Annotated in this window: 21 protein-coding genes; 17 read left to right on the top strand and 4 right to left on the bottom strand. The window is 63.4% G+C overall.

Annotated features, from left to right (window positions below):
* Positions 1-11 precede the first annotated feature (11 nt).
* Positions 12-1271 (bottom strand): sarcosine oxidase subunit beta, encoded by a 1260-nt coding sequence (locus tag FJW10_RS16345; RefSeq protein WP_140829396.1) that lies wholly within the window; start codon positions 1269-1271, stop codon positions 12-14.
* 193 nt (positions 1272-1464) lie between these two features.
* Here FJW10_RS16345 and FJW10_RS16350 point away from each other — a divergent pair, with 193 nt between their 5' ends.
* The 16 genes from FJW10_RS16350 to FJW10_RS16425 all read left to right on the top strand — a co-directional run bounded on the left by FJW10_RS16350 (position 1465) and on the right by FJW10_RS16425 (position 20860).
* Complete coding sequence (locus FJW10_RS16350) at positions 1465-3954, top strand: mechanosensitive ion channel family protein (RefSeq protein WP_140900874.1); 2490 nt, start codon at positions 1465-1467, stop codon at positions 3952-3954.
* 329 nt (positions 3955-4283) lie between these two features.
* The gene (locus FJW10_RS16355) at positions 4284-4547 is read left to right on the top strand and encodes a hypothetical protein (protein WP_027167119.1); all 264 of its coding nucleotides are present in this window, start codon (positions 4284-4286) and stop codon (positions 4545-4547) included.
* A gap of 248 nt (positions 4548-4795) precedes the next feature.
* Positions 4796-6229 carry a UbiA family prenyltransferase gene (locus tag FJW10_RS16360; protein WP_140900875.1) on the top strand — a complete coding sequence of 478 codons (1434 nt, stop codon included), beginning with the start codon at positions 4796-4798 and terminating at the stop codon, positions 6227-6229.
* Entirely contained in the window at positions 6229-7581 is a 1353-nt protein-coding gene (locus FJW10_RS16365; RefSeq protein ID WP_140900876.1) for an FAD-binding oxidoreductase, read from the top strand. Before FJW10_RS16360 ends, FJW10_RS16365 begins: the two co-directional genes overlap by 1 nt.
* A 122-nt stretch (positions 7582-7703) precedes the next feature.
* Complete coding sequence (locus tag FJW10_RS16370; protein ID WP_140900877.1) at positions 7704-8138, top strand: EamA family transporter; 435 nt, start codon at positions 7704-7706, stop codon at positions 8136-8138.
* Positions 8135-9142, top strand: coding sequence for an NAD(P)-dependent oxidoreductase (locus FJW10_RS16375; RefSeq protein WP_140900878.1), 1008 nt, complete (start codon positions 8135-8137; stop codon positions 9140-9142). The genes FJW10_RS16370 and FJW10_RS16375 overlap by 4 nt, the downstream gene beginning before the upstream one ends.
* 32 nt (positions 9143-9174) lie before the next feature.
* Entirely contained in the window at positions 9175-10641 is a 1467-nt protein-coding gene (locus FJW10_RS16380; protein WP_181177554.1) for an aspartate aminotransferase family protein, read from the top strand.
* A gap of 10 nt (positions 10642-10651) precedes the next feature.
* On the top strand, positions 10652-11884 hold the full coding sequence (locus tag FJW10_RS16385) for a hypothetical protein (RefSeq protein ID WP_140900880.1): 1233 nt from the start codon (positions 10652-10654) through the stop codon (positions 11882-11884).
* Positions 11881-12633: an FkbM family methyltransferase gene (locus tag FJW10_RS16390; protein WP_140900881.1), complete on the top strand. Its 753-nt coding sequence runs from the start codon at positions 11881-11883 to the stop codon at positions 12631-12633. The genes FJW10_RS16385 and FJW10_RS16390 overlap by 4 nt, the downstream gene beginning before the upstream one ends.
* A 155-nt stretch (positions 12634-12788) precedes the next feature.
* Entirely contained in the window at positions 12789-15350 is a 2562-nt protein-coding gene (locus FJW10_RS16395; protein WP_140900882.1) for an FAD-dependent oxidoreductase, read from the top strand.
* Positions 15298-16218 carry a site-2 protease family protein gene (locus FJW10_RS16400; protein ID WP_181177550.1) on the top strand — a complete coding sequence of 307 codons (921 nt, stop codon included), beginning with the start codon at positions 15298-15300 and terminating at the stop codon, positions 16216-16218. The genes FJW10_RS16395 and FJW10_RS16400 overlap by 53 nt, the downstream gene beginning before the upstream one ends.
* A gap of 59 nt (positions 16219-16277) precedes the next feature.
* Positions 16278-17219: a phosphoribosylaminoimidazolesuccinocarboxamide synthase gene (locus FJW10_RS16405; RefSeq protein ID WP_140900911.1), complete on the top strand. Its 942-nt coding sequence runs from the start codon at positions 16278-16280 to the stop codon at positions 17217-17219.
* Positions 17220-17297: 78 nt separating this feature from the next.
* The gene (locus FJW10_RS16410) at positions 17298-18140 is read left to right on the top strand and encodes a DUF1194 domain-containing protein (RefSeq protein WP_140900884.1); all 843 of its coding nucleotides are present in this window, start codon (positions 17298-17300) and stop codon (positions 18138-18140) included.
* Positions 18141-18274: 134 nt separating this feature from the next.
* Entirely contained in the window at positions 18275-19225 is a 951-nt protein-coding gene (locus FJW10_RS16415; RefSeq protein ID WP_140900885.1) for an ABC transporter substrate-binding protein, read from the top strand.
* Positions 19226-19289: 64 nt separating this feature from the next.
* On the top strand, positions 19290-20066 hold the full coding sequence (locus FJW10_RS16420; RefSeq protein ID WP_181177551.1) for an ABC transporter permease: 777 nt from the start codon (positions 19290-19292) through the stop codon (positions 20064-20066).
* On the top strand, positions 20063-20860 hold the full coding sequence (locus tag FJW10_RS16425) for an ABC transporter ATP-binding protein (protein ID WP_140900886.1): 798 nt from the start codon (positions 20063-20065) through the stop codon (positions 20858-20860). Before FJW10_RS16420 ends, FJW10_RS16425 begins: the two co-directional genes overlap by 4 nt.
* Positions 20861-20875: 15 nt before the next feature.
* On the opposite strand, the gene FJW10_RS16430 is transcribed toward FJW10_RS16425, so the two are convergent.
* The 3 genes from FJW10_RS16430 to FJW10_RS16440 all read right to left on the bottom strand — a co-directional run bounded on the left by FJW10_RS16430 (position 20876) and on the right by FJW10_RS16440 (position 22781).
* A complete protein-coding gene (locus FJW10_RS16430; protein WP_348639758.1) occupies positions 20876-21814 on the bottom strand; it encodes a GlxA family transcriptional regulator in 939 nt (312 codons plus the stop codon).
* 301 nt (positions 21815-22115) lie between these two features.
* Positions 22116-22250 carry a hypothetical protein gene (locus FJW10_RS30965; RefSeq protein ID WP_112099240.1) on the bottom strand — a complete coding sequence of 45 codons (135 nt, stop codon included), beginning with the start codon at positions 22248-22250 and terminating at the stop codon, positions 22116-22118.
* Between the two features lie 345 nt (positions 22251-22595).
* Positions 22596-22781, bottom strand: coding sequence for a hypothetical protein (locus FJW10_RS16440; protein ID WP_140900887.1), 186 nt, complete (start codon positions 22779-22781; stop codon positions 22596-22598).
* A 219-nt stretch (positions 22782-23000) separates the two neighbouring features.
* Between FJW10_RS16440 and FJW10_RS16445 the strand changes: the two genes are divergently transcribed.
* Positions 23001-23900, top strand: a complete 900-nt coding sequence (locus FJW10_RS16445; RefSeq protein WP_040981895.1) for a LysR substrate-binding domain-containing protein — start codon at positions 23001-23003, stop codon at positions 23898-23900.

Raw genomic sequence — 23900 nt, forward strand, 5'->3', positions numbered from 1 at the left:
GGATCATGGTTCTAGTGCAGCCGCGGGTTCGCGCCCTGGCCTTTGTCGTCGATGATCAGGCCTCGATAGAAGCGGTCGAGCGTGAAGGGCGCGTTGAACTCGTGCGGCTCGTCCTTGGCGATGGTGTAGGCAAAGCACCAGCCTGAGGCGGGCGTCGCCTTGAAGCCGCCGTAGCACCAGCCGCAATTGAGATACATGCCCGGCAGCGGACCGGTGGTGATGATCGGCGAGCCGTCCATCGTCATGTCGCACAGCCCGCCCCAGGAGCGCAGCATGCGCACGCGGGCCAGGCCGGGGAACAGCGCCAGCATCTCGCTCATCACCTCGTCGACGATCGGCAGGCTGCCGCGCTGGGCGTAGCTGTTGTAGCCATCGAGGTCGCCGCCATAGACGAGGCCGCCCTTGTCGGATTGCGAAATGTAGAAATGGCCCATGCCGAAGGTGAGAACGGTGTCGACGATGGGCTTCAGCGATTCCGAGACGAAGGCCTGCAGCACATGGCTTTCGATCGGCATGTGCGAAATGCCGGCAAGCTGCATGACCTGGCCGGTGCTGCCGGCAACCGCAAGCGCGACCTTCTTGGCGCGGATTTCGCCGCGCGTCGTCGAAACGCCGGTGATGCGGCCGCCGTCGCGCAGGAAGCCGGTAACCTCGCAATTCTCGATGATGTCGACGCCGCGCCGGTCGGCGCCGCGCGCATAGCCCCACGCGACCGCGTCGTGCCGGGCGGTGCCGGCGCGCGGCTGCATCAGCCCGCCAAGAACCGGGAAGCGCGTCGAACCGGAGACATCCAGCGCCGGCACAAGCCGCTTGATCCGGTCGACGCTCATCAGTTCAGCGTCGACGCCGAGATGCCGCATGGCGTTGCCGCGCCTGGCATAATCGTCGAGCTGGGCGGGCGTATGCGCGAGATTGAGGCAGCCGCGCTGCGAGAACATGACGTTGTAGTTGAGGTCGTGCGAAAGGTTCTCCCACAGCTTCATCGAATGTTCGTAGAAGCGGGTGTTCTGCGGCAAAAGATAGTTGGAGCGCACCGCCGTGGTGTTGCGGCCCACATTGCCTGAGCCGAGCCAGCCCTTCTCCAGCACCGCGACATTGGTGATGCCGTGTTCCTTGGCAAGATAATAGGCGGTCGAGAGGCCGTGGCCGCCGCCGCCGATGACGATCACGTCATAGGAAGCCTTGGGGTCCGGCTTGCGCCAGGCGGGCTTCCAATCCTTGTTGCCGGTCAGCGCGTTCTTGAGCAGCGAAAAGGCTGAATATTCCGCCATTCTTCCTATCGTCCTTATGATGCGAGCGGGAGACTATAGAGCAGGCGAGAAGCGCAAAGCCAAGATTGCGCCATCGCTTTTCGACAGGCCGACTCCCGCCGATGCGATGGGGACGGCTTGCCGCCCGATATGGCGGTCTTTATCAAGGGCGGAAATTTCGAGGATTTTTCGGCTGCGAGTCGCCAACAAACTCATGTTCTTCCGCCTGCTGCGCCTCATCCTGGTCGTCATCGTCGCTGTCTTCGGGCAGCCGGCGCTGGAGGCGTCGGCGCAGGCGATCGGCCATGGTTCATCGCAGCTCATCGCCGATCAGACCAAGGCCATCCAGGACCTGACGACCAAGACCGACGGCCTGGAGAAGAAACTGAGCGACCCCGATAATGACGATGCGGGGCTGGTCGACATACGGTTGCAGCTCGAGGATATTTCGCGGGCGGCGTTGAACAGCGCGCTGGTATTCCGGCAGCGCCTCACCGACATTAACAACCGCGTCGAGGTGCTCGGCTTGCCACCGGCGCAGGGGCAACCTGCCGAGCCGGCGATCGTCAACAACGAGCGCAGCGCGCTCTCCTCGGAAAAGGCTCAGATCAACGCGGTCGTCGCCAGCGCGCAAAACCTGTCGATCCGCGTCAACGGGCTGCTCGACAAGATCGCCGTCATGCGCAGCGAGCTTTTCCGCAGTGTCATCACCAAGCACTATGACCTGACCGAGGCGCTGAGCCCGCAGGCCTTTTCCGACGCGCACGACCAGTTCTCGGGCCTCTACAAGTCGGTGTCCTCGTGGCTGAGCTTCGCCGTCAGGTTCAAGTTCCAGGCGATCCTCGCGGCGACGCTGATGGCGCTGGCGCTGGCGGCGGTGCTGTTGATCGGCGGCAGGCGCCTGTTCGGCCGCATATTCGAGGCCGACCCGACCGTCGAGGATCCGTCCTATCTCAGCCGCCTGTCGGTGGCCTTCTGGTCGACGCTGCTGCCGACCCTGGCGCTTGGCGTCTTCTTCGCCTCGGCGGTGTTCTTCTTCAATTATTACAATGTGCTGCGGGGCGATATCGGCACGTTCCTCAATGCCTTGCTGACGGTGATCGGCATGGTTTTCTGCGTCAACCGGCTGACCAACGCGGCGCTCGAACCGCGGCTGCCCAACTGGCGGCTGATCCCGGTCGCGACCGGTCCCGCGCGCTGGCTCGTCGGATTGACGACGGCCATGGCGCTGGTGCTTGGGTTCAACTACTTCCTGTCGATCGTCAACGAGAAGATGGGTTCGCCGCTTTCGCTGACGATCGCCAGGGGCTTTATCGCCACCATCATCATCGGCGTCATCCTCATCCTGATGGGGTTGCTGCGGCCTTTCAGGGCCGCCGACGGCTCATGGCGCCCTTGGCCGGCCTGGCTTCGTTTCATCGCCATCGGGCTCGGCCTGTTCACCATCGCGGCGGCACTGCTCGGCTATATCGGCCTGGCACTTTTCGTCTCGTTCCAGGTCGTGGTGACCGGCACCGTGTTGGTGACGGCCTATATCGGCTTCCTGTCGGCACGCGCGATCGGGGAGGAGGGTGGCTTCGCCGACACTTCGGTCGGGCGATGGCTTTCGGAAAATTCCAGCTACGAGGATACCGCCCTCGACCAGCTCGGCCTGGTGGTCAGCATCGCCATCAACCTGATGATCGTGCTGGTGTTCCTGCCGCTGATCCTTTTGATGTGGGGCTTCCAGCCCGGCGATATCGAGGCCTGGGCCTACAAGCTGGCGACAGGGGTCTCGATCGGTTCGGTGAGCATCTCCTTTCTCGGCATCCTCAGCGGTATCGTGGTCTTCGTCATCGGCTATTTCCTGACGCGCTGGTTCCAGGGCTGGCTGGATGGCTCGGTGATGGCGCGCGGCAAGGTCGATGCCGGCGTGCGCAATTCGATCCGGCTTGGCGTCGGCTATGCCGGCGTGGCGATTGCCGGCCTGGTCGGTATCTCGGCCGCGGGCATCGATCTTTCCAATCTCGCGCTGGTTGCCGGCGCGCTTTCGCTGGGTATCGGCTTCGGCCTGCAGAACGTCGTGTCGAATTTCGTTTCGGGCCTGATCCTACTTGCCGAGCGGCCGTTCAAGGTCGGCGACTGGATCGTGGCGGGCGACGTCAGCGGCACGGTGCGCAAGATCAGCGTGCGCGCCACCGAGATAGAGACCTTCCAGCGCCAGGCGGTGATCCTGCCCAACTCGAACCTCATCAACAATGCGGTCGGCAACTGGACGCATCGCAACAAGCTCGGGCGTGTCGACATCAAGGTCGGCGTCGCCTATGGCAGCGACGTCAAGCGCGTCCATGCCATCCTGATGGATATTGCGCGTGCCCATCCGATGGTGCTGAAGAACCCCGAGCCGTTCGTTCTCTTCGCCAATTTCGGGGCGGCGGCGCTCGAATTCGAAATCCGCGTGTTCGTCGCCGACATCATGAACGGCAGCGTCGTGCAGAACGACATCCGCTTCGCCATCTTCGATATCTTCGAGGAGGAGCGGATCGAGATACCCTCGGCGCCGCGCGCCGTGGTCGAAACGAAGAAGCACGAGGCCTGGCCGATCGACGACGACAAGATCGAGGCCGAATACGCCGAGCGCGAGAGGCTGGAGGCGGAAGCCGCGGCCGAGCGGGAGCGGCTGGCCAAGATGAAGCGGAAGGGCCGCAAGCCCGATCCAGGCTGAGATGCATCGATATTCAGGTGAGGCCGGCCTGCAAATGGCGGATTCCTGCGCTTCCGGCCTTCGCCGGCCGAAGCATTTTTATTAAGAGGGACGTGGCAATGAAGGCTGTGCCCGGCGTGGGCCGGTTCTCGGAATCCGTCATTTTCGGCGCAGCCTGACCTGAATCTCGAAACACCTTAGGCGACGGCATATCCAACGCCGAAACCGATTGTGGCATGAATGCGGCATTCAGTTGCGGTTCAGGTAACATCTCATATAAGCTTCGATGCAAAGGGCGAGAATGCCTTGCAAATTTGAACAGAGGCGGTGTGTGAAACACCGGAATTGCAATGTGGAAGTCTGTCGTTGCCGCCATCGCTTTGCTGGCTCTGGGCGGTTCGGCTTTCGCCGCCAGCGCGATCAACAGGGACGCCCAGACGCGGACCCTGGTCGTGACCGAAGGCGGCGCCAAGAGCGAGCTGACGCTTGCCGCGGGCGAGACGGTGGAATTCTGCTCGAACGGCTGCTTCGTCACCCTGCCCAATGGCGACCTCGAAGCCCTGACCGGTTCGGAAACGGTCGAAATTTCGGGCGGTGCGGCCCGCATCAAGTAACCGTCGCCGCAAGATTGGCGCAGCAAGATTTGGCAAAGGCCGGACCGATGTCCGGCCTTTTATCGTTTTCGGTAGCCGTCGTTTAACGATGACGCCCGAAAACCGGTATGACCACGCGCTGCAACCGGGCGTTTTAACGTTCGCTGCGTCATCACCCGCTATATCCGACCCGAGGACGCCGGCACGCGGCGTGGGTTGAGTTGGCGCGTGGTCCCTTTCCGGGATCTTGCGGTCGATCGGGGCAGACAATGGACGCGAGGTCGGACAGGAACGCAATTCCGCTTGCGGTCGATCTCGATGGCACGCTGATTGCGACGGACCTTCTGTGGGAAGGCCTGTTCATCCTGCTTAAGAAAAACCCGCTCTATCTCTTTCTTGTGCCGCTCTGGCTGACCGGCGGTCCCGCCCGGCTGAAGCAGGAGATCGCCAGGCGCGTCGACATCGATCCGGCCTCGCTGCCCTACCGCCAGGACCTGCTCGACCGGTTGCGCGCCGAGCACCGGGAGGGTCGCGTGATCGTGCTGGCGACGGGAACGCCGCGCAAGTTCGCCGAGGCGATCGCGGCGCATCTCGGCATCTTCGATCGCGTGCTGGCGACCGATGGCCCGCACAACATGACTTCCGCCAGGAAATGCGCGGCACTTGTCGCCGCCTATGGCGACGCGGGCTTCGACTATGCCGGCAACAGCCGGCACGATCTCAAAGTGTTCGACGCCGCGCGCAACGCACTCGTGGTGGCGCCCGACCGCAGCGCCCGGCGCTGGCAGGCGGAGCATGGCGCCGAGGCCATGCTGGCGCCGAAGCCGACGCTGAGGACCTACATCAAGATGCTGCGCATGCATCAGTGGCTGAAGAACTCGCTGATCGCCGTGCCGATGGTGCTGTCGCACGAATATTTCAACCCAAACATGATCTGGCAGTGCCTGCTGGCGTTCGTCTCCTTCAGCGCCGTGGCGTCCGCCATCTATATCCTCAACGATTTCTTCGACCTGGCGCTCGACCGCAAGCATCCGACAAAGCGCAACCGGCCCTTCGCCAGCGGTGCATTGTCCATTCCGTACGGCCTTGGCGCGATCGTCGCGCTGCTCGCGATCGGCATTGCCGCCGGATCGTTCCTTCCGATCGAATTCCTTGGCGTGCTTGCCGGCTATATGGCGGTCACCACCGCCTACTCGCTGTCGTTCAAGCGCATGCTTCTGGTCGACGTGCTGACGCTTGCGGGCCTCTACACGATCCGCGTGCTGGCGGGCGCGGCGGCCACCGGCGTCGACGTCTCCTTCTGGCTGCTCGCCTTTTCGATCTTCTTCTTCCTGTCGCTGGCGCTGGTAAAGCGGTTTGTCGAATTGCGCACCACAGCCATTCCTCCGGGCGAGCGCATCGCCGGTCGTGGCTATCGCACCGAGGACCAGGAAATCGTCGCCCAGGCCGGCATGGCCTCTGCCTTTTCCTCGGCGCTGGTCCTGGCGCTCTATATGGACAGCCCGGCGGTTCGCGAGCTCTACCCGCATCCCTGGCTGATATGGCCGCTGGCGCCGATCGTGCTCTACCTCACGATGCGCGTCTGGATTCTCGCCCGGCGCGACGAGATGCATGACGATCCGGTCGTCTTCATCATCCGCGACTGGCGCAGCCAGATCGTCGTCGCCATCGGCGCGGCCTTCCTCGTCGCCGGAGGCTGGTGATGAGGAACGAGCGCTTCGGCAGCTTCGGACTGGCGACGGCGCCGGCGCGCAAGGCGATCCCGGCGGACGAGGCGATCGCCTTGCTGAAGCGTGGCGAGGCGAAAGCCGGATCGCTGCTCGGTTACGGCAATGGCCGCTCCTATGGCGACAGTTGCCAGAACGATGCCGGCATGGTGGTCGACATGCGGCCGCTCAACCGCATCCGTTCCTTCAACGCCGAGACCGGCGTGCTCCAAGCGGATGCCGGTACACTGCTTTGCGACATCATCGCGCACGCCGCGCCCTACGGCTTCTTTCCGGCCGTGGTTCCAGGCACGCAATTCGTCACGCTGGGCGGCGCGATCGCCAATGACGTCCACGGCAAGAATCACCATCGGCGCGGCAGCTTCGGCTGCCACGTCGAGGCCTTGACACTGCTTCGGTCCGACGGCCGAACCTATCGCTGCTCGCAAACCGACAATGTCCGTCTGTTCGCGGCAACGATCGGCGGCATGGGGCTGACCGGGCTTATCCTTTCGGCATCGATCAAGCTGGTGCGGGTGCCCTCGCTCGACATAACGGAAAAGGCGACGCGGTTTCGCGATCTCGGCGAATTCTTCGATCTTGCCGAAGCTGCCGACCAGGCCAACGAATATGCCGTCGCCTGGATCGATCAGCTTGCCGGGGGCAAAAGGCGCGGGCGCGGCCTCTTGTTCACCGGCAACCATGCCGAGCACGGCTCGCATGCCGCCGCGCGTGCCGGCAGCCGGCTTTCCGTGCCGGTGCAACCGCCCTTCAATGTCCTCAACCGGCCTTTCCTCATCGTCTTCAACGCGGCCTACCGCTGGAAAAAGGGCAGGTCCGCGGCTCCGCGCCAGGCGGGCTATCAGGGTTTCTTCTTTCCGCTCGACGGCATCCGCGACTGGAACCGGCTCTACGGGCCGCACGGGCTTTTCCAGCACCAGAGCGTGGTGCCGGAGGTCGACGCGCGCCGCATCGTCCCGGCGCTGCTCGAGGCGGCCCGGCGGGCGGGCGAGGGATCGTTCCTGACCGTGCTCAAGCGATTTGGTGACGTCCGCTCGCCGGCGCTGCTGTCGTTCGCGCGGCCGGGCTACACGCTGACGCTCGATTTCCCCAACCGGGGCGAAAGGACGTTGCGGCTGCTTGCCGAGCTCGACCGCATCGCCGTCGAGGCGGGTGGGGCGGTGAATCCCTACAAGGACGCGCGGACGGGGCCTGAAATCTTTGCCGCGTCGTTTCCGCAATGGCAGCGGCTGGAGGCGCTCCGCGACCCGGCCTTCCTGTCGAGCTTCTGGGCGCGGACGGCGAAAAGACTGGATGTGGGGAGTGGAGTTTCGGAAGCCGCGGAATAGATAAAAATCAAATAAATCATAGTAAACGAATCGTTACGCCATGGTTTGCGCAAAATACCATCCGGGCTTCACGAAATATTTGCAGGTTTGTAATAGGACCGCCCAAGGGCGGGGTGGCAACAATGAAATACATAATCTTCATTCTCTTCACGGTTATGACCAATGCCGCGGCGCAGCTGATGCTGAAGCAGGGCATGATGTCGATGGGCCCGATCTCCTTCGAAGGCGTCAATCCGCTCGTCAAGCTCCTGCAGATCGTGTTCAGCCCTTGGGTGTTCCTGGGCCTCTGCACCTTCGTCATCTCGATGGCATCGCATCTTTATGTGCTGTCCAAGGTCGAGCTCAGCTTCGCCTATCCGTTCCTCAGCCTCGCCTATGTCGCCGTGGCGATCTTTGCCTATTTCGTCTTTCGCGAGGACCTCAATGGCTGGCGCATCGCCGGCATCGCCTGCATTTGCGCCGGCACGATCCTGATCGCGCAAAGTGGCCGCGGACATGAGGACCAGACGGCTTCCATCGCGCCTGACAGAACCCGAGCAAGCGAGATCGTTCGATGAGACATGTAATTTTCGGCGGCGACGGCTTCGTCGGCCGTCACCTTGCCCCCAAGCTTGTCGCGGACGGGGAAAACGTCGTCGTCGCCGACATCGTCAAGAGCGACCTGCCGCACTACCGCTCGGTGCGCTTCATCACATGCGACGTCACCGATCCGGCCTCGGTCGCGGCGGTTGGGCTCAAGGCCGACGACATGGTCTACAATCTGTCGGCCAAGATGCTGTCGCCGATCCAGGTGCGCGCCAAGCGGCACGTTTTTTTCTTCCCGGTGAATTTCCACGGCACCGAGCACATCATCCAGGCGATGGACAAGGCCGGCGCCTCGAAGCTCGTCCACTACACGACCGACATGATCTACGGCCACACGGTGGTGCTGCCGATGACCGAGGATCATCCGGTCTCGCCGCTCGGCGAGTACGGGCTGTCGAAGCTGAAGACCGAGGAGCTTGCCGCCGAATGGCGCAAGCGCGGCATGTCGATCTCGCTGTTCAGGCCGCGCCTGATCATCGGGCCCGGCCGCCTCGGCATCCTGGAAAAGCTGTTCAAGCTGATCGACTGGAACCTGCCTGTGCCGATGATCGGCTCGGGCCGGAACCCGTATCAGTTCATCTCGGTGTTCGACTGCGCGGAGGCCGCCCGCGCGGCGTGGAAGGCCGGCGTGCCGAACGAGGCCTACAATCTCGGCTCGCTCAATCCGCCGCCGGTCAAAAGATTGCTCGGCGACCTTATCCGCCATGCCGGCTCGAGGTCGATCCTGCTGCCCACGCCCGGCTGGGCGGTCAAGCGCACGCTCGACCTGCTCGATTTGCTCAACACGCCGATCATGGATCCGGAACAGTATCTGATCGCCGACGAGGAATGCGTGCTCGACGTGTCCAAGGCCGAGCGCCAGCTCGGCTGGGTGCCGCAATATCGCGACGAGGACATGCTGATCGCCGCCTACAGCGAATATCGCGCCAAGAAGGACGGCCACGCCGTCGCCACCAGACACGTTCCCGCCGAATAAGGCGACGAAGGGAGATTTTTCAGATGACCGTCATGGCCAAGCCGGAACATACCGGAACGCGCACGCTGGTCGATGCGCCGGCGCTGTCACCGGCGACCATCGCCAAGCCCGACCTGATCAGCGTCGAGCAGGCCAAGGCGCTGGATGTCGCCCGCATCACCGACCTGTTCAAGGCGCATCTCAATCCTGGACAGCTGCATTTCATGAAGCTGCTCGGCTTCCACAAGATCAAGATCGAGCGCGCCGAGGGCATGTTCTACATCGATCAGAACGGCCGCAAGATCCTCGACTTCTTCGGGGGCTTCGGCTCGCTCGCCTTCGGCCACAACCATCCGCGCATTCTGGAAGCGCGCAAGAAGTTCCAGGAGGAGAAGCGCCAGGAAATAGCCATCGCCTTCATGTCGCAATATGCGGCGGCGCTGGCGCACAACATCGCCAAGTGCTCGCCGGGCGAGCTCGACATGGTGTTCCTTGGCTCCTCCGGCTCGGAAGCGATGGAGGCGGCGGTGAAGCTCGCCGAGCGCGCCGCGGGCTCGAAGCGGCCGAAAATCGTCTATGCCGAGAATTCCTTCCACGGCAAGACCAAGGGCGTGCTGGCGATCACCGACGGCCAGCTCTACCGCGCCGACTTCAAGGTCGCGGACAATGTCGTGCGCGTTCCCTTTGCCGACATCGACGCCGTCGAGCGCCTGTTCAAGAGCGATCCCGAAATCGGCGTCATCGTGCTCGAAACCATCCAGGGCGGCGGCGGCATCATCCAGGCGCCGGCGCAATATTGGCAGAAGCTGCGTGCGCTTTGCGATCAGCATGGCGTGCTGTGGGTCGCCGACGAGGTACAGTGCGGCTATGGCCGCTCGGGCCGCTTCTATGCCTTCGAGCATTACGGCGTGGTGCCGGACGTGACGGCGCTGGCGAAATCGCTGGGCGCCGGCAAGGCCGCGGTCGGCGCCATGATCGCCAAGCGCGACGTCTACATGAAGGCCTATGGCACGCCGAAGACGGCGATGATCCACGCCATGGCGACGTTCGGCGGCATGGGCGAGGCCTGCGTCACCGCGATCGAGGGCATCAACGTGCTCTATGACGAAGGCCTGATCGACAATGCTGCGTCGACGGGCGAGTACCTTCTGCAGCGGCTGCGGGCGCTCAAGGAGAAATACCCCAAGATCATCAAGGACGTGCGCGGCAAGGGCTTCATGATCGGGCTCGAGTTCCACGATTTCTCGCAGACCCTGCCGATGGTGCTGCGCCCGGTCGTCAGCGTGCTCGACGACAAGCTGAAGGGCTCGCTGTCGGGCTTCGTCGGCTCGCTGCTGCTGCGCGACTACGACGTGCTCGTCGCCTTCACCGAATACAACCGCAACGTCATCCGGCTCGAGCCGCCGCTGATCTGCCAGCCGGAGCATGTCGACCGCTTCGTCGATGCTTTCGACAGCCTGTTGTCGCGCGGCATCGTGGCGATCGTGAGAGATTTCGTGAAAAGCCAGGTCGGCAAATAGAGGCCTGAGCATGCTGACCAGGCCGTCCGCTCCGACCAATCCGCTGGAACGGCTGACCGGCGCCGGCCTGGCGTGGGGCGAGGGGGCTTACGCGAAATGGGCGGCATCGATCGGGGCGATCGCCTTTTCGCTCTATATCCTGCTGACCGCCGCGACCGCCTGGTTCATGCCCGACGCCAACTGGGACATGCTGCCTTATCTGGCGATCGCCGAGGAGGGCGCCTATCCCGATCCGCAGGCGCTGCACGACTATGCCTACAGCACGGTCAAGCAAGGTATATCGGCAGGCGATTACAAGACGCTGACCGACGATGGCGGCGGCTTCCGCAGCCACATGACGGAGAACGCTGCCGACTTCCATTCGCTGCTCGGCATGTACCGGATCAAGTTCCTCTATGCCGAAATCCTGTCCGGCCTCAGCCATGTCGTCTCGCCGGTCGAGGCGATGCGGCTGGTGCAGGTCTTCTCGGTGCTGCTGTTCGGCGCCGTCGCGCTCGCCTGGCTGCGCGCGCAAGGCGCGCTGGCGCTGGCGCCCGTGGTCGGCGCGATCCTGATCATGGCCGATTTCGGCGACGCGGCACGTGCTTCGACGCCGGACCTCTTGTGCTCGGCGCTGTTCCTCGGCGGGCTCTTCGCCTATATGCGCAAGCGCGAGGCGGCAACGGCGGTCCTGCTTTTCCTGGCGTTCATGGCCAGGCCCGACAACATCGTTTTCCTCGCCATTTTCGCGGTGCTGCTTGTCGCTTTCCGTGAGAGGGCGTGGGGCGCGTTGGCCGGTTTCGCCGCGTCCTTCATCGCCTATTTCGCCATTTCGCACTGGGCCCAGCATCCCGGCTGGTGGCCGCATCTTTGGTTTTCCAGCATCGAGCAGCACTACAATATGGACGGGTTCGAGCCGCCATTTTCGATAGCGGCCTACCTCAAGGCCTTCGCCGCCTCGGTCGTGCGCGCCATCAGCGTCAACAACTGGGTCGGCGTTTCGGTGCTGGCCTTGGCCGGCTGGTTCGGCTTGAACCGCGCCGGCTTCGGGCTCGACCGCCGCGCCGGCATCCTGCTGGCGGCGCTCGTGCTTGGCGTGCTGGCGAAGTTCGCCGTCTTCCCGATCCACGACACCCGCATCTATTTCCCCAACCTTCTGCCGCCCTTCCTCCTGCTTGTCGCGCCGTTCATGGCGCTGTGGGCATCGGCAAGCCAAAGCGGCCGACGCGCCGCGCTGCAGGTCATTTCCGGAGACAAGTCATGAGCTCGCTTTCCCACCTGGCGCGCATCTTCCTGTCGCTCGGCCTGCCTGCCGGACTTCTCGACCGCAGCCCCTCGCTCCACGGCACGAAATTTCTCGCCAAGGCGGCGTTGCAGGCCCGCTTCGGCGGTCGGCCGTTCCAGATGGTCAATGTCGGCGCCTGCGACGGCGCGCTGTTCGACGACGTGACGCCGTGGCTGCACCGCATTCGCGGCGCCCGCGCCATGCTGGTGGAACCGATCCCGTATAACCAGAAGCGGCTGCGCGCCAATTACCCGGATGCCGAACGCTTCGTCATCGAGCCGGTTGCGGTGACGAGGACAAAGGGCACGATCACCGTGCACACTTTCGATGCCGCCGCGCTCGAGGCCGGCACGCTGCCGATCGAGTTCATCGGCTGCTCGTCGGTCACCGACACCAATCTGATGTCGGGCAAGAACGCCTGGGGCGAGGCGGACGCCAACTTCAACAAGTTCGCGCCGCATCTGAAGGACATCGAGGTACCGTCGGAGACCTTGCAGACGCTGCTCGACCGCAACGGCATCGACCACATAGACGCTTTCCTGGTCGACTGCGAAGGCGCCGACTGGATGGTGTTCGAGCAACTCGACCTCAAGCGCTATCGCCCCGGCATGATCAAGATCGAGGTCGGCGCGCTGCCTGCGGCCGAGATCGGCCAGGTCGTGGTCAAACTGAAGACCGCCGGCTACCAGGTCGGCTTCCAGGCCGAGGACATCTGGGCCTTCGCCTGAGTTGATTCCCGCTGGGTGACCGCTCGGCGCTAGGGGTCGCGCCGCACCTGTGGCGTGTCGCAAACAGGCGGTAGCCGTACCGCCGTCCTCTGCATATTGTGCGCCATTCGAAGGGCGCGCAAACGCGCCTGTTTATCCCTTTGGAGTCGCGGGCAATGGCAGAGTTTCCGAAAAAGGCGAAGGTCGTCATCGTCGGCCTGGGCGGTATCGTCGGCGCTTCGGTCGCGCATCACCTGATCGAGCGCGGCTGGGACGACATCGTCGGCATCGACAAGTCGGGCATCCCGACCGATATCGGCTCGACGGCGCATGCCTCGGACTTCTGCTACACGACCAGCCACGACTTCCTCTCATGCTGGACGACGCTCTACTCGATCGATTTCTATGAGAAGATGGGCCACTACGCGCGCGTCGGCGGCCTCGAGGTGGCGCGCGTCGGTGACGATGCCCGCATGGACGAGATCAAGCGCAAGATCGCCTCGGCCAAATCCTTCGGCACCCGCGCGCGGCTGATCGAGCCGGCCGAGATCAAGCAGAAATTCCCGCTGATCGAGGAGCATCTGGTGCAGGGCGGCCTGTGGGACCCCGACGCCGGCCTCGTTATCCCGCGTTCGCAGACGGTGGCCGGCAAGCTGGTCGACCAGGGTGTCGCAGCCGGCAAGCTCCAGGCTTTCGCCAATACCTCGGCCAAGGAACTGATCGTCGAGAACGGCCGCATCAAGGGCGTGGTGACGGAGCGCGGCACGATCGAGGCCGATTATGTTGTCGTCTGCACCGGCATCTGGGGCCGGCTCACCGCGGCGCTGGTCGGCGAGGATTTGCCGGTAATGCCGATCGACCATCCGCTGACCTTCTTCGGCCCCTACAACGAGTTCGCCGGCACCGGCAAGGAGATCGGCTGGCCGCTGCTGCGCGACCAGGGCAACTCGGCCTATATGCGCGACACCGGCGATCCCAAGACCGCCGAGGGCGGGCAGATCGAATGGGGCTATTACGAGGAGACCAATCCGCGTCTCTGCCACCCGCGCGATCTGCTCGAAAAGGACCAGGCGCGGCTTTCGCCGTCGCAGCGCGACCTCGACATGGAGCAGATCATGGCGCCGCTGGAGCGCGCCATGGAGCTGACGCCGATCCTCGGCGAATTGGGTTACAATGAAGGCCATTCCTTCAACGGGTTGCTGCAGGTGACCACCGATGGCGGCCCGTCGATGGGCGAAAGCCAGAAGGTGAGGGGCCTGTGGTACGCCGTCGCCATCTGGGTCAAGGACGGCCCGGGCATGGGCAAGCTGATCGCCGACTGGATGACCGACGGCAGGACCGAGGTCGACCATCATGCGATCGACTATTCGCGCTTCTACCCGCACCAGACGAAGGAACAGTTCATCTGGGATCGCTGCACCGAAACGGCGATGAAGGTCTACAATCCGGCGGTGCATCCGCGCGAGCCCTTCTCCAAGGGCCGCAACATCCGTCGCTCGCCGTTCTGGGAGCGCGAGAAAGAGCTCGGCGGCTATTTCATGGAGCTGGGCGGCTGGGAGCGCGCGCACGGCTACGCCGCCAACGAGCATCTCCTGGAAAAGTATGGCAACCGGGTTCCCGTGCGCGAAAACGAATGGGACAATCGCCATTTCTGGCGTGTCTCCAACGCCGAGCATCTGGCGATGAGCGAGGATTGCGGCATCGTCAACCTCTCGCATTTCTCGATGTACGACGTCGAAGGTCCCGACCATGTCGCGCTGCTGGAATGGCTGTGCGCGGCCAAGATCGGCGGCGACAACAATATCGGCAAGGGCATCTACACGCACTTCCTCGACGAGGAAGGCATGGTGCGCGCGGACTTCACGGTCATCCGCATGGCCGATCGCTGCCGGGTGATCGACGGCGCCGACGCCGGCCCGCGCGACTTCCGCTACATACAGCGCACCGCGCAGGACAAAGGTTTTGACGCAACCGTCACCGACGTGACCGAGAAATACGTCACCATCGGCATCTGGGGGCCGAATGCGCGCACGACCCTGCAGAAGGTGGTCGAGAATCCGGACGGCCTCTCGCTCGAGAATTTCCCGTTCGCGGCGATCAAGCCGATCAGGATCGGCGGCAAGGACGTCACCGCCTTCCGCATCTCCTATGTCGGCGAGCAGGGCTGGGAACTGCATATGCGCTACGAGGACGGCCTGGCCGTCTGGGACGCGCTGCGCTCGACCGGCGTCATGCCGTTCGGCGTCGAGACCTATGCCAACACGCGCCGCATGGAAAAAAGCCTGCGCCTGCAGAACGCCGATCTCCTGACCGAATACAATCTGCTGGAGGCCGACCTTGCGCGACCGAAGGTCAAGGAGAACGACTTCTGCGGCAAGGCAAAGCACCTGGAATACCGCGCCCGCGAGCACCAGCCGGCGATGCTGTGCACGCTGGTGATGACCGGGAACACCGATTCCAAGGGCGTCGCGCGCTATCCGGTCGGCACCATGCCGGTGATGGACCCGACGACGGGCGAGACGCTGGTCGACGAGCTCGGCCGCCGCTCCTTCACCACTTCGGTCGCCTACGGCCCGACCATCGGCAAGAATATCGCGCTTGCCTATCTGCCCTGGGCCTATGCCCAGGAGGGCCGCAAGCTGCAGGTCGAGTATTTTGGCGAGACCTATCCGGTCGAGGTCGCCGGTGTCGGTTACAAGCCGCTCTACGACCCGGAGAACCTCAAGCCAAGGAGCTGAGGATCGCGGACGCAGAAAGATGCAAAGCCCGGCTTCGGTCGGGCTTTTCTCTTTTGTATGCCAGGATTCTCGCATAGCGTTGCGCCGGGTGGAGTGGGCAAGCTTGCAACGGTTCGGCTGGGACAGGAAGAACGACGCGTTCGTCTTCACGATGAAGGGGAACATTCCTGTTCATGTCAGCTGGACCTTTGCCATTCCCGCCGCCCTGCCGTTCCTGCATGAGTGGTCGAGGCGTCCCCAGGCCGCCCTGACCCATACCGTCATATTCGCCGGGCTTCTGTTCCTGTCGGTGTTTCTGCATGAGCTTGCCCATGTCTGGGCGGCGCGGCGGCAAGGCATCGGCACCCAACGGATAGATATGTACCTCTTCGGCGGAATTGCCTGGTTCAAACCCGGCGCGGCTTCGCCCTATGGCTGGGCGTGGATCGCCTTCGCCGGGCCGTTGGTGAACATCGTCCTGGCGGCGGGCTTTGCCGCTGCCTATTACCTTTTTGCCCGGCCCTTGTTGCCTGTCGGTCCGGACGGTCTTTTCAGTTCGCCGCCGCCGAGGCCGGACACGTTTCTTGAGTGGACGCTTTGGCTTGGCGCTCTGGTGAATGCGGCTTTGGCCGTTCTCAACCTGCTCCCGGCCTATCCACTCGATGGCGGAGCGGTCGCCAGGCATCTGCTTGCGCCACGCTTCGGCGCGGAGACCGCCACACGGATCGTCGGCTTCTGCGGCGTCGTGCTTTCGATCCTGCGTTTTGCGGTCATTGTGCCCGCGGCCACAGCCGGTATCCTGATCTGGATTCCGCCGTCTTTCAGGCCGAACTGGAGAGCGTTTCGCGCTGCCGGCAATAAGAAGCCCGCTCCGCAGCATCCGGCTTGATGTGCAAGGGGCCAGCGGCTTATGTGGCCGCATCAGAAGCCCGCGAAAGCAACACGCCCATGCGCATCCTGTCCGACGCCTTCATTCCCGAGCTGCCCAACCGCTACAATGGCAAGGTGCGCGAAAACTACGATCTGCCGGACGGGCGCCGCATCATCATCGCCACCGATCGTCTGAGCGCATTCGACACGATCCTGGCCTCGATCCCGTTCAAGGGAGAAGTGCTCACCCAGACGGCGCGCTACTGGTTCGAGGAAACCGCCGACATCTGTCCCAACCATGTGCTGGAATACCCCGACCCCAATGTCGTCGTCGGCACGCGGCTCGACATGCTGCCGGTCGAGATCGTGGTGCGCGGCTATCTGGCGGGAACCACCAGCACCTCGATCCTGACCAAGTACAGAAAGGGCGAGCGGAGCTTCTACGGCCACAGTTTTCCAGATGGGCTGCGCGACAACGAAAAGCTGCCGGAAGCGATCATCACGCCGACCAGCAAGGCTGTCCATGGCGGCCATGACGAGCCGTTATCGGAAGCCGAGATCATCGCAGAGCGGCTGCTCACGCAGGCGCAGTGGGACACCGTATCGCGCTATGCGCTGCAGCTGTTCGCTCGCGGCCAGCAGCGCGCGGCCGAACGCGGCCTGATCCTGGCCGACACCAAATATGAGTTCGGCACGGCGGCGGATGGCGCCATCGTGCTTGCGGACGAAATCCACACGCCCGACAGCAGCCGCTACTGGATCGCGGCGAGCTACGATGAGGCGTTCGAAGGCGGCGGGCGGCCGCGGAGTTTCGACAAGGATTTCATCCGGTCATGGGTGTCGGCGCGTTGCGATCCCTACAAGGATCCGATCCCCAACATTCCGGACGAGATCGTCAACCAGGCCTCGGCGGTCTATATCCAGGCCTACGAGGCGATCACCGGCGCGAAATTCGCGCCCGACCTTTCCGGCGATACGGTGCTGGAGCGTATTCGTTCGAACCTCGCGCGATATTTTTAGGAAGGTTCCGCCGCCGGCAGAACCCGATGCCCCGGATTCCCTCCTTTGCGCGCGGCGATTTTCGCCTAACCTCGCTCCATGTCTGCTTATGCCCGCGCAAGGCATATCTTTTCAGGCAGTGCCGCGCTGGCGCTGGCGGTCTGGCTGACGCCGCCAGCTTCTCCCGCGGAACCGGTCGATGTCGAATTGGTGCTCGCGGTCGATGTTTCGCTTTCGATGTCGCCGGCCGAGCTGGAGATCCAGCGCCATGGCTACGCGGCGGCGCTGACGCATGACAATGTGCTGAAGGCCATCGCCGACGGCACCTATGGCAAGATCGCCGTCACCTATGTCGAATGGGCGGGCACGACCGGGCAGCGGGTCGTCGTGCCGTGGACGGTGATCGCCAATCGCGCCGACGCCGAGAGGGTTGTGGCGCAACTGAATGCCCGCCCGCCTGACAGCGCCCGGCGGACCTCGATCTCCGGCGCGCTGAGCTTCGGCAGCGACCTGTTCGCCGAGAGCGGTTTTGAAGGCACGAAGCGCGTCATCGACGTCTCGGGTGACGGACCCAACAACCAGGGCGCGCCGGTCGACCTCACGCGCGACGCGGTGGTCAAGCAAGGCATTACGATCAACGGCCTGCCGCTGATGACGCGCGGCGGGTTCAGCGGCGCTTTCGATGTGGAAAATCTCGACCGCTATTACAGCGACTGCGTCATCGGCGGACCGGGCGCATTCATGATCCCGGTCAATGACTGGACGCAGTTTCCCGAAGCGATCCGCCGCAAGCTGGTGCTCGAGCTTGCCGGTCCCGCTTCACCGCAATGGGCTGTGGAAGAGGCCGCGCATCCGCCGGTCGTGCTCGCCGACGACAGGCCCGCAACGGACTGCCTAGTAGGCGAGGAGATGTGGCGTAACCGCGGCTGGGGGCAGCCGTAACGGATCGAGAAGCCCTTCCATGTCGGCCGGCTGGCGTCGGATTGGACCATCGTCGGGTGCGGCTTCTGCTTCATTGACAAGCCTTTTGGGGTCTGTGAGACAATTCGCGCTCACCACAAAAAAGGGGAACCACAATGAACAGAATCACCATTTTCGCGGCGGCGCTGACAGCGGCCGCGGTGCTTAGCGCGCCGGCGATGGCCGCGACGTCGCTTACCATCGGCATCAGTGGCTGGACCGGTTTCGCGCCGCTGACTTTGGCCAAGCAGGCCGGGCTCTTCGAAAAGCACGGGCTCGACGTCACGCTCAAGAAAGTGCCGCAGGCGAGTCGCCCGCTGGCCATCGCCAGCGGCGACCTGCAATGCGCGGCGACCACGGTCGAGACCTGGATGGTGTGGAACGCCAGCGGCGTCACCACCAAGCAGATCTTCCAGCTCGACAAATCCTATGGCGCCGACGGCATCGTCGTGCGCAACGACATCAAGACCGTCGCCGATCTCAAGGGCAAGACTGTCGCTTCGTCCGCGCCCGGAACCTCGCCCTACTTCCTGCTCGCCTGGGTGCTCAACAAGAACGGCATGTCGACCAAGGACGTCACCGTCGTCAACCTGGAGCCGGATGCGGCGGCGCAGGCCTTCCTCGCCGGCCAGAACGATGCCGCGGTCACTTACGAGCCCTTCATCTCGGCCGTGCGCGACAAGGCCGACCAGGGCCACATCCTGGCGACCACGCTCGACTATCCGATGGTGCTGGATACAGTCGGTTGCACGCCGGACTTCCTCAAGGCCAATCCCGACGCAGCCAAGGCGCTCGCCGACAGCTATTTCGACGCGCTCGACATGATCAAGAAGGACCCGCAGAAATCCTATGAGATCATGGGCGCCGACGTGAAGCAGTCGGCCAAGGAGTTCGAGGATTCGGCCAAGTACCTGAAATGGGCCGATAAGGAAGAGAACAAGCAGTTCTTCACCAAGGATTTCCAGGATTTTTCCAAGACCGCGGCAGAGCTCCTGCTGCAGATGGGGTTGATCAAGGAAGCGCCCGATGTGACGACGCTTGCCGACACCAGCGCGGTGGCCAACTGACCGCGCATTTTTCGATCGACGGCGGCGACAAGCCGCCGTTCTTCCTCTTCAAGGACAGGGCCTGATGCTGCGTCCCTTGCACCCCGTTGCGCCGGGCACGCGAACCGTGCTCGGCATCGCCTTCTTCGTGCTGTTCGTGGCCTTCTGGGCGTGGATCACGTTCGGCGGCCATGTCAACCGGATCTTTCTCGCCGATCCGCTGTCGATGCTGAAGGACGGCTGGCGGCTGCTCGTCGAAGACCGGTTCTGGCTCGACATCCTGATCACCATCTGGCGCGTCTTCGGCGGCTTCGTGCTGGCGTCGATCGTCGCGGTGCCGATCGGCATCGCCATGGGCGCCTGGAAGCCGGTCGAAGCCTTCCTCGAGCCGTTCGTGTCGTTTGCGCGCTACCTACCGGCGTCGGCCTTCATCCCGCTGCTCATCCTGTGGGCCGGCATCGGCGAACTGGAAAAGCTCCTGGTTATCTTCGTCGGCTCGGTGTTCCAGATCATTCTGATCATCGCGGTCAAGGTCGGCGGCACGAGGCGGGATCTGGTCGAGGCCGCCTATACGCTGGGGGCGACCGACAATGGCATCGTCAGGCGTGTCATCATGCCGGCCAATGCGCCGGAAATCGCCGAGACGCTGCGGCTGGTGCTCGGTTGGGCCTGGACCTACGTCATCGTCGCCGAGCTGATCGGCTCGTCGTCGGGCATCGGCTACATGATCATCAACAGCCAGTCGCGGCTGGCGACGGGACAGATCATCTTCGGCATCATCGTCATCGGGCTGATCGGGCTTTTGTCCGACTTCGCCTTCAAGGCGCTCAACCGCTGGCTCTATCCATGGAGCCTGGCGTGAGCAAGCTTCTCATCGAAGGCGTTTCGCGGACCTTTGCCGGGGTCAGGGGCGGGGAGCCGGTGCGGGCGCTGCAGCCGGTCGACCTTGCGGTCGCGGCCAATGATTTCATCACGATCCTGGGGCCGTCCGGTTGTGGGAAGTCCACCCTGTTGAGGATCGTCGCCGGGCTGGAGGCCCCGAGCACCGGCCGCGTGCTGCTCGACGGCAAGGCAGTCACAAGGCCGGGACCGGACCGCGGCATGGTGTTCCAGTCCTACACGCTGTTTCCCTGGCTGACGGTCGCAGAAAACATCGGCTTCGGACTGCGCGAGCAAGGCAGGCCAGAGCGAGAGCGCAACGAGGTCGTCGCTTCCTATGTCGATCTCGTCGGCCTGAAGGGTTTCGAGAATCATTGGCCCAAGCAACTGTCGGGCGGCATGCAGCAGCGCACGGCGATCGCGCGCGCTTTGGCCAACGACCCCGCGATTCTGCTGCTCGACGAGCCGTTCGGCGCGCTGGACAACCAGACGCGCGGTCTGATGCAGGAACTGCTGCTCGGCATCTGGGAGCGGCGCAAGAAGACGGTGCTGTTCGTTACCCACGACATCGAGGAGGCGATCTTCATGGCATCGCGGGTGATCGTGATGAGCGCCCGGCCCGGCCGCATCAAGTCGGACGTGCCGGTCGACCTGCCGCACCCGCGCCATTACACGCTGAAGACCAGCCCCGAATTCTCGGCGCTCAAGGCGCAACTTACCGAAGACATCCGCGTCGAGGCGATGCGGACGGCGCAAGGGCAGTCAGTCGGGGCTTGATCCGGAACCTTCGGATCAAGCAGCCAAGAGTTGCTTGCGGTCGACGCGCTCCTGCTGGGGCGAACGGGCGTAGAGCTCGCGGTAGCATTTGGAGAAATGCGAGGCGGAGACAAAGCCGCAGGCGACCGCCACTTCGACCACCGGCATCGACGACTGGATCAGCAGGTGCCGGGCGCGGTCGAGCCGGATTTCCAGATAGTAGCGGGCAGGGGAACGGCCCATCTCGGTGCGGAACAGGCGCTCGATCTGCCGCCGGGACAGGTCGACATGGTCGGCGATCTCGATCAGCGACAGCGGCTCGGAAAGGTTGGCCTCCATCAGCTCGATGATGGTCAGCACCTTGGAGTTCTGCACGCCGAGGCGGGCGCGCAGCGGCAGGCGCTGGCGGTCGGTCGGGCTGCGCACCCGGTCGGTCAGCACCTGCTCGCAGACGCGGTTGACGAGGCTTTCGTCGAAATCGTCGCCGATCAGCTTCAGCATCATGTCGAGCGCGGCGGTGCCGCCGGCGCAGGTGTAGACGTTCTGGTCCACCTCGAAGAGGTCGGCAAAGACGTTGGCCTTCGGGAATGCCTCGGAAAAGCCCGGCAGGTTCTCCCAATGGATGGCGCAGCGCTTGTTGGACAGCAGGCCGGCGGCGGCCAGGATATGCGCGCCGGTGCACAGGCCGCCGACGGCGACGCCGCGATTATATTCCTCGCGCAGCCAGGCGAAGGCCGACTTGTTCTGGTAGCGCTCGACATTGATGCCGCTGCAGACGATCGCCATGTTCGGCCGATCCGGCCCGGCCATCTTCTTGCGCTCTTCCTCGAGCGAGGTGTTGACGGCGCATTCGACGCCGTTCGAGGCGCGCACCGGCTTGCCGTCTATGCTGGCCAGCCGCCAACGATAGGCTTCATAGCCGAGCATCCGGTTTGCCGAGCGCAGCGGATCGAGCGCCGTCGCGAAGGCGATCATGGTGAAATCGGGAATGAGGAAGAATACAAACGATCTCTTGATCGGATGCTTTACGGCATTCACGGGGAAACCTCACGCAGCCATGACGCGAACAGGATGTCGCGAACAGCATAGCGACAACAGGAAAAACCATTCCTGTCAATCGGGTAGGCGGCTAAGTGAAGATTAAATTTGCGACACGGGTCGCAAATGGGCAATTGGTGCAACTGCAGGGCGTGTGCCCAGGTCAGGTGGCAACGCCCAAACGAAAACGCCGCCTCGGCGGAGCCGGGCGGCGTTGAATTCGGTATGCCGGATTGTCTCAGGCAATGAAGCCGAGACGGGCAGCAGCCACGGCGCCGGTCTGGCCGGGCATGGTCTTGGCGAGGCGCTGACGCTCCAAAGCGGTGGTCAGGTTCATTTCGCGGCGGGCGAACAGGCGGGCAAAAAGCTTCATTGTCATCTCCATTGGGTTGCTCAGACGGGTCGCCTTCGCTTGATGGAGTGGGGCAGCTCGTTTGCTGACGTGGATATATGCTCACTTCAGCAAAAACTAAATCGCAAAAACGAAGCGCTTGATATGAAATGCGACATGATTTGCGACGTCTTTGGGCAGTCCGCCCAAGATTTCCTATTATTTACAGGGCTTTAATCGGCTTGTTAACCCGCTATGCGGGTGGTTCATATGCGTCATGCAGCCGCCGCATGGCTGGAAAAGTCGTTTGAATGCAAACAAAGGGCTTAACAAACAAAGGCCTGCCGAGCTGACGCGGCAGGCCTTCAGAACTCCATACACACTTGATTACTTCGCTCCGGCCCAACTTCCGACGCCGAAGCGCAAGCCGGTCTTGGCATCGGCGGCTTCCGGCCAGCCGATATCCTTCTGCAGTTCGATCGGCAGCGCATGGATGGCGCGTTCGGTCTGGTAGCGGGCGCGGGCCGCGTTGAATTCGGTCGCAAGCCGACCGATGGACGACAGGATAGACATTTCTTCTCCTCTATGCGGGCAGGCAGGTGCCCGTCACTTGCGTTAAGTCAGGTCTGTTTCAGCTTCATTTCATGTCGATTGCAGGACTGTGTCAGAGTCGTTTCATGGCTGCTTTTGGCAGCATCCTGTATCGATCGAGTTGACTATGCGCCTGGAGTGATGTTCAATCAAACGAAATGGAATGATGGATTGCATCAGAAAAATTGAAGGCAGCCTGCCATGAACGCCCCGCTCAATCATCCTTTGCCGCTGCTTGACCTCGATGTGCTGCGCACTTTCGTGGCGATTGCCGAGACCGGCAGCTTCACCACCGCCGCCAACGCGGTGTTCCGCACGCCATCGGCCGTTTCCATGCAGATCAAGAAGCTGGAGGACATTCTCGGCCGTTCCGTCTTCGCGCGCGACGCGCGTTCGGTGACGCTGACCACGGATGGCGAGATGCTGCTCGGCTATGCGCGCCGGCTTTTGTCGATCAACCGCGAGGTGGTGTCGAAATTCATCATCCCCGACATCGTCGGCGTGGTGCGGCTCGGTTCTCCGGACGACTATGGCGAGCGCGTGCTGCCGCATGTGCTGAAGCGTTTTGCCCAGTCGCACCCGTCGATTGCCGTCGACGTCACCATCGACCAGAGCATCAATCTGCGCCGCCGCATGGACGACCGCGCGCTCGACATCACGCTACTCACCAATTCCTACAAGACCAGCGCGATCGGCGCCGAGGTGCTTTTGACCGAACCGATCGTGTGGGCGGGCGCCAAGGGCGGCTGCGCCCACCTGCGCGAACCGCTGCCGGTGTCGCTATGGGAAGAGGGCTGCGCATGGCGGGCAGGGGCGTTGGAAGCGCTTGGCCGCGAGGGCCGGAACTACCGCATCGCCTATATGAGCGCCCACACGGCCGGCCAGCGCGCCGCCATCATGGCCGACCTCGCGGTGGCGCCGCTGCCGAAGTCGTTCCTCGGCGACGAGATGGTCTCGCTGGGCGCCAAGGACGGCATGCCCGAGATCGGCACCTACAATCTCGCCATGGTGGTGGCGCCCGATGCAAGCGCGCCGGTGAAGGCCGTCGCCGACCATATCCGCGCGACGTTCGAACTGTTCCGCGAGACCGGCAAGTTCTGA

Origin of the sequence: Mesorhizobium sp. B4-1-1 (assembly GCF_006439375.1) — a bacterium.
Classification (GTDB): Bacteria; Pseudomonadota; Alphaproteobacteria; order Rhizobiales; family Rhizobiaceae; genus Mesorhizobium.

What these genes read in the sequence shown, in the direction of transcription:
- FJW10_RS16410 (WP_140900884.1), top strand. Translation starts at nt 17,298, where the DNA reads ATGTCTGCTTATGCCCGCGCAAGGCATATCTTTTCAGGCAGTGCCGCG.
- FJW10_RS16405 (WP_140900911.1), top strand. Translation starts at nt 16,278, where the DNA reads ATGCGCATCCTGTCCGACGCCTTCATTCCCGAGCTGCCCAACCGCTAC.
- FJW10_RS16420 (WP_181177551.1), top strand. Translation starts at nt 19,290, where the DNA reads ATGCTGCGTCCCTTGCACCCCGTTGCGCCGGGCACGCGAACCGTGCTC.
- FJW10_RS16350 (WP_140900874.1), top strand. Translation starts at nt 1,465, where the DNA reads ATGTTCTTCCGCCTGCTGCGCCTCATCCTGGTCGTCATCGTCGCTGTC.
- FJW10_RS16445 (WP_040981895.1), top strand. Translation starts at nt 23,001, where the DNA reads ATGAACGCCCCGCTCAATCATCCTTTGCCGCTGCTTGACCTCGATGTG.
- FJW10_RS16380 (WP_181177554.1), top strand. Translation starts at nt 9,175, where the DNA reads ATGGCCAAGCCGGAACATACCGGAACGCGCACGCTGGTCGATGCGCCG.
- FJW10_RS30965 (WP_112099240.1), bottom strand. Translation starts at nt 22,250, where the DNA reads ATGAAGCTTTTTGCCCGCCTGTTCGCCCGCCGCGAAATGAACCTGACC.
- FJW10_RS16395 (WP_140900882.1), top strand. Translation starts at nt 12,789, where the DNA reads ATGGCAGAGTTTCCGAAAAAGGCGAAGGTCGTCATCGTCGGCCTGGGC.
- FJW10_RS16390 (WP_140900881.1), top strand. Translation starts at nt 11,881, where the DNA reads ATGAGCTCGCTTTCCCACCTGGCGCGCATCTTCCTGTCGCTCGGCCTG.
- FJW10_RS16440 (WP_140900887.1), bottom strand. Translation starts at nt 22,781, where the DNA reads ATGTCTATCCTGTCGTCCATCGGTCGGCTTGCGACCGAATTCAACGCG.
- FJW10_RS16360 (WP_140900875.1), top strand. Translation starts at nt 4,796, where the DNA reads ATGGACGCGAGGTCGGACAGGAACGCAATTCCGCTTGCGGTCGATCTC.
- FJW10_RS16415 (WP_140900885.1), top strand. Translation starts at nt 18,275, where the DNA reads ATGAACAGAATCACCATTTTCGCGGCGGCGCTGACAGCGGCCGCGGTG.
- FJW10_RS16370 (WP_140900877.1), top strand. Translation starts at nt 7,704, where the DNA reads ATGAAATACATAATCTTCATTCTCTTCACGGTTATGACCAATGCCGCG.
- FJW10_RS16345 (WP_140829396.1), bottom strand. Translation starts at nt 1,271, where the DNA reads ATGGCGGAATATTCAGCCTTTTCGCTGCTCAAGAACGCGCTGACCGGC.
- FJW10_RS16385 (WP_140900880.1), top strand. Translation starts at nt 10,652, where the DNA reads ATGCTGACCAGGCCGTCCGCTCCGACCAATCCGCTGGAACGGCTGACC.
- FJW10_RS16430 (WP_348639758.1), bottom strand. Translation starts at nt 21,814, where the DNA reads ATGATCGCCTTCGCGACGGCGCTCGATCCGCTGCGCTCGGCAAACCGG.
- FJW10_RS16355 (WP_027167119.1), top strand. Translation starts at nt 4,284, where the DNA reads ATGTGGAAGTCTGTCGTTGCCGCCATCGCTTTGCTGGCTCTGGGCGGT.
- FJW10_RS16375 (WP_140900878.1), top strand. Translation starts at nt 8,135, where the DNA reads ATGAGACATGTAATTTTCGGCGGCGACGGCTTCGTCGGCCGTCACCTT.
- FJW10_RS16365 (WP_140900876.1), top strand. Translation starts at nt 6,229, where the DNA reads ATGAGGAACGAGCGCTTCGGCAGCTTCGGACTGGCGACGGCGCCGGCG.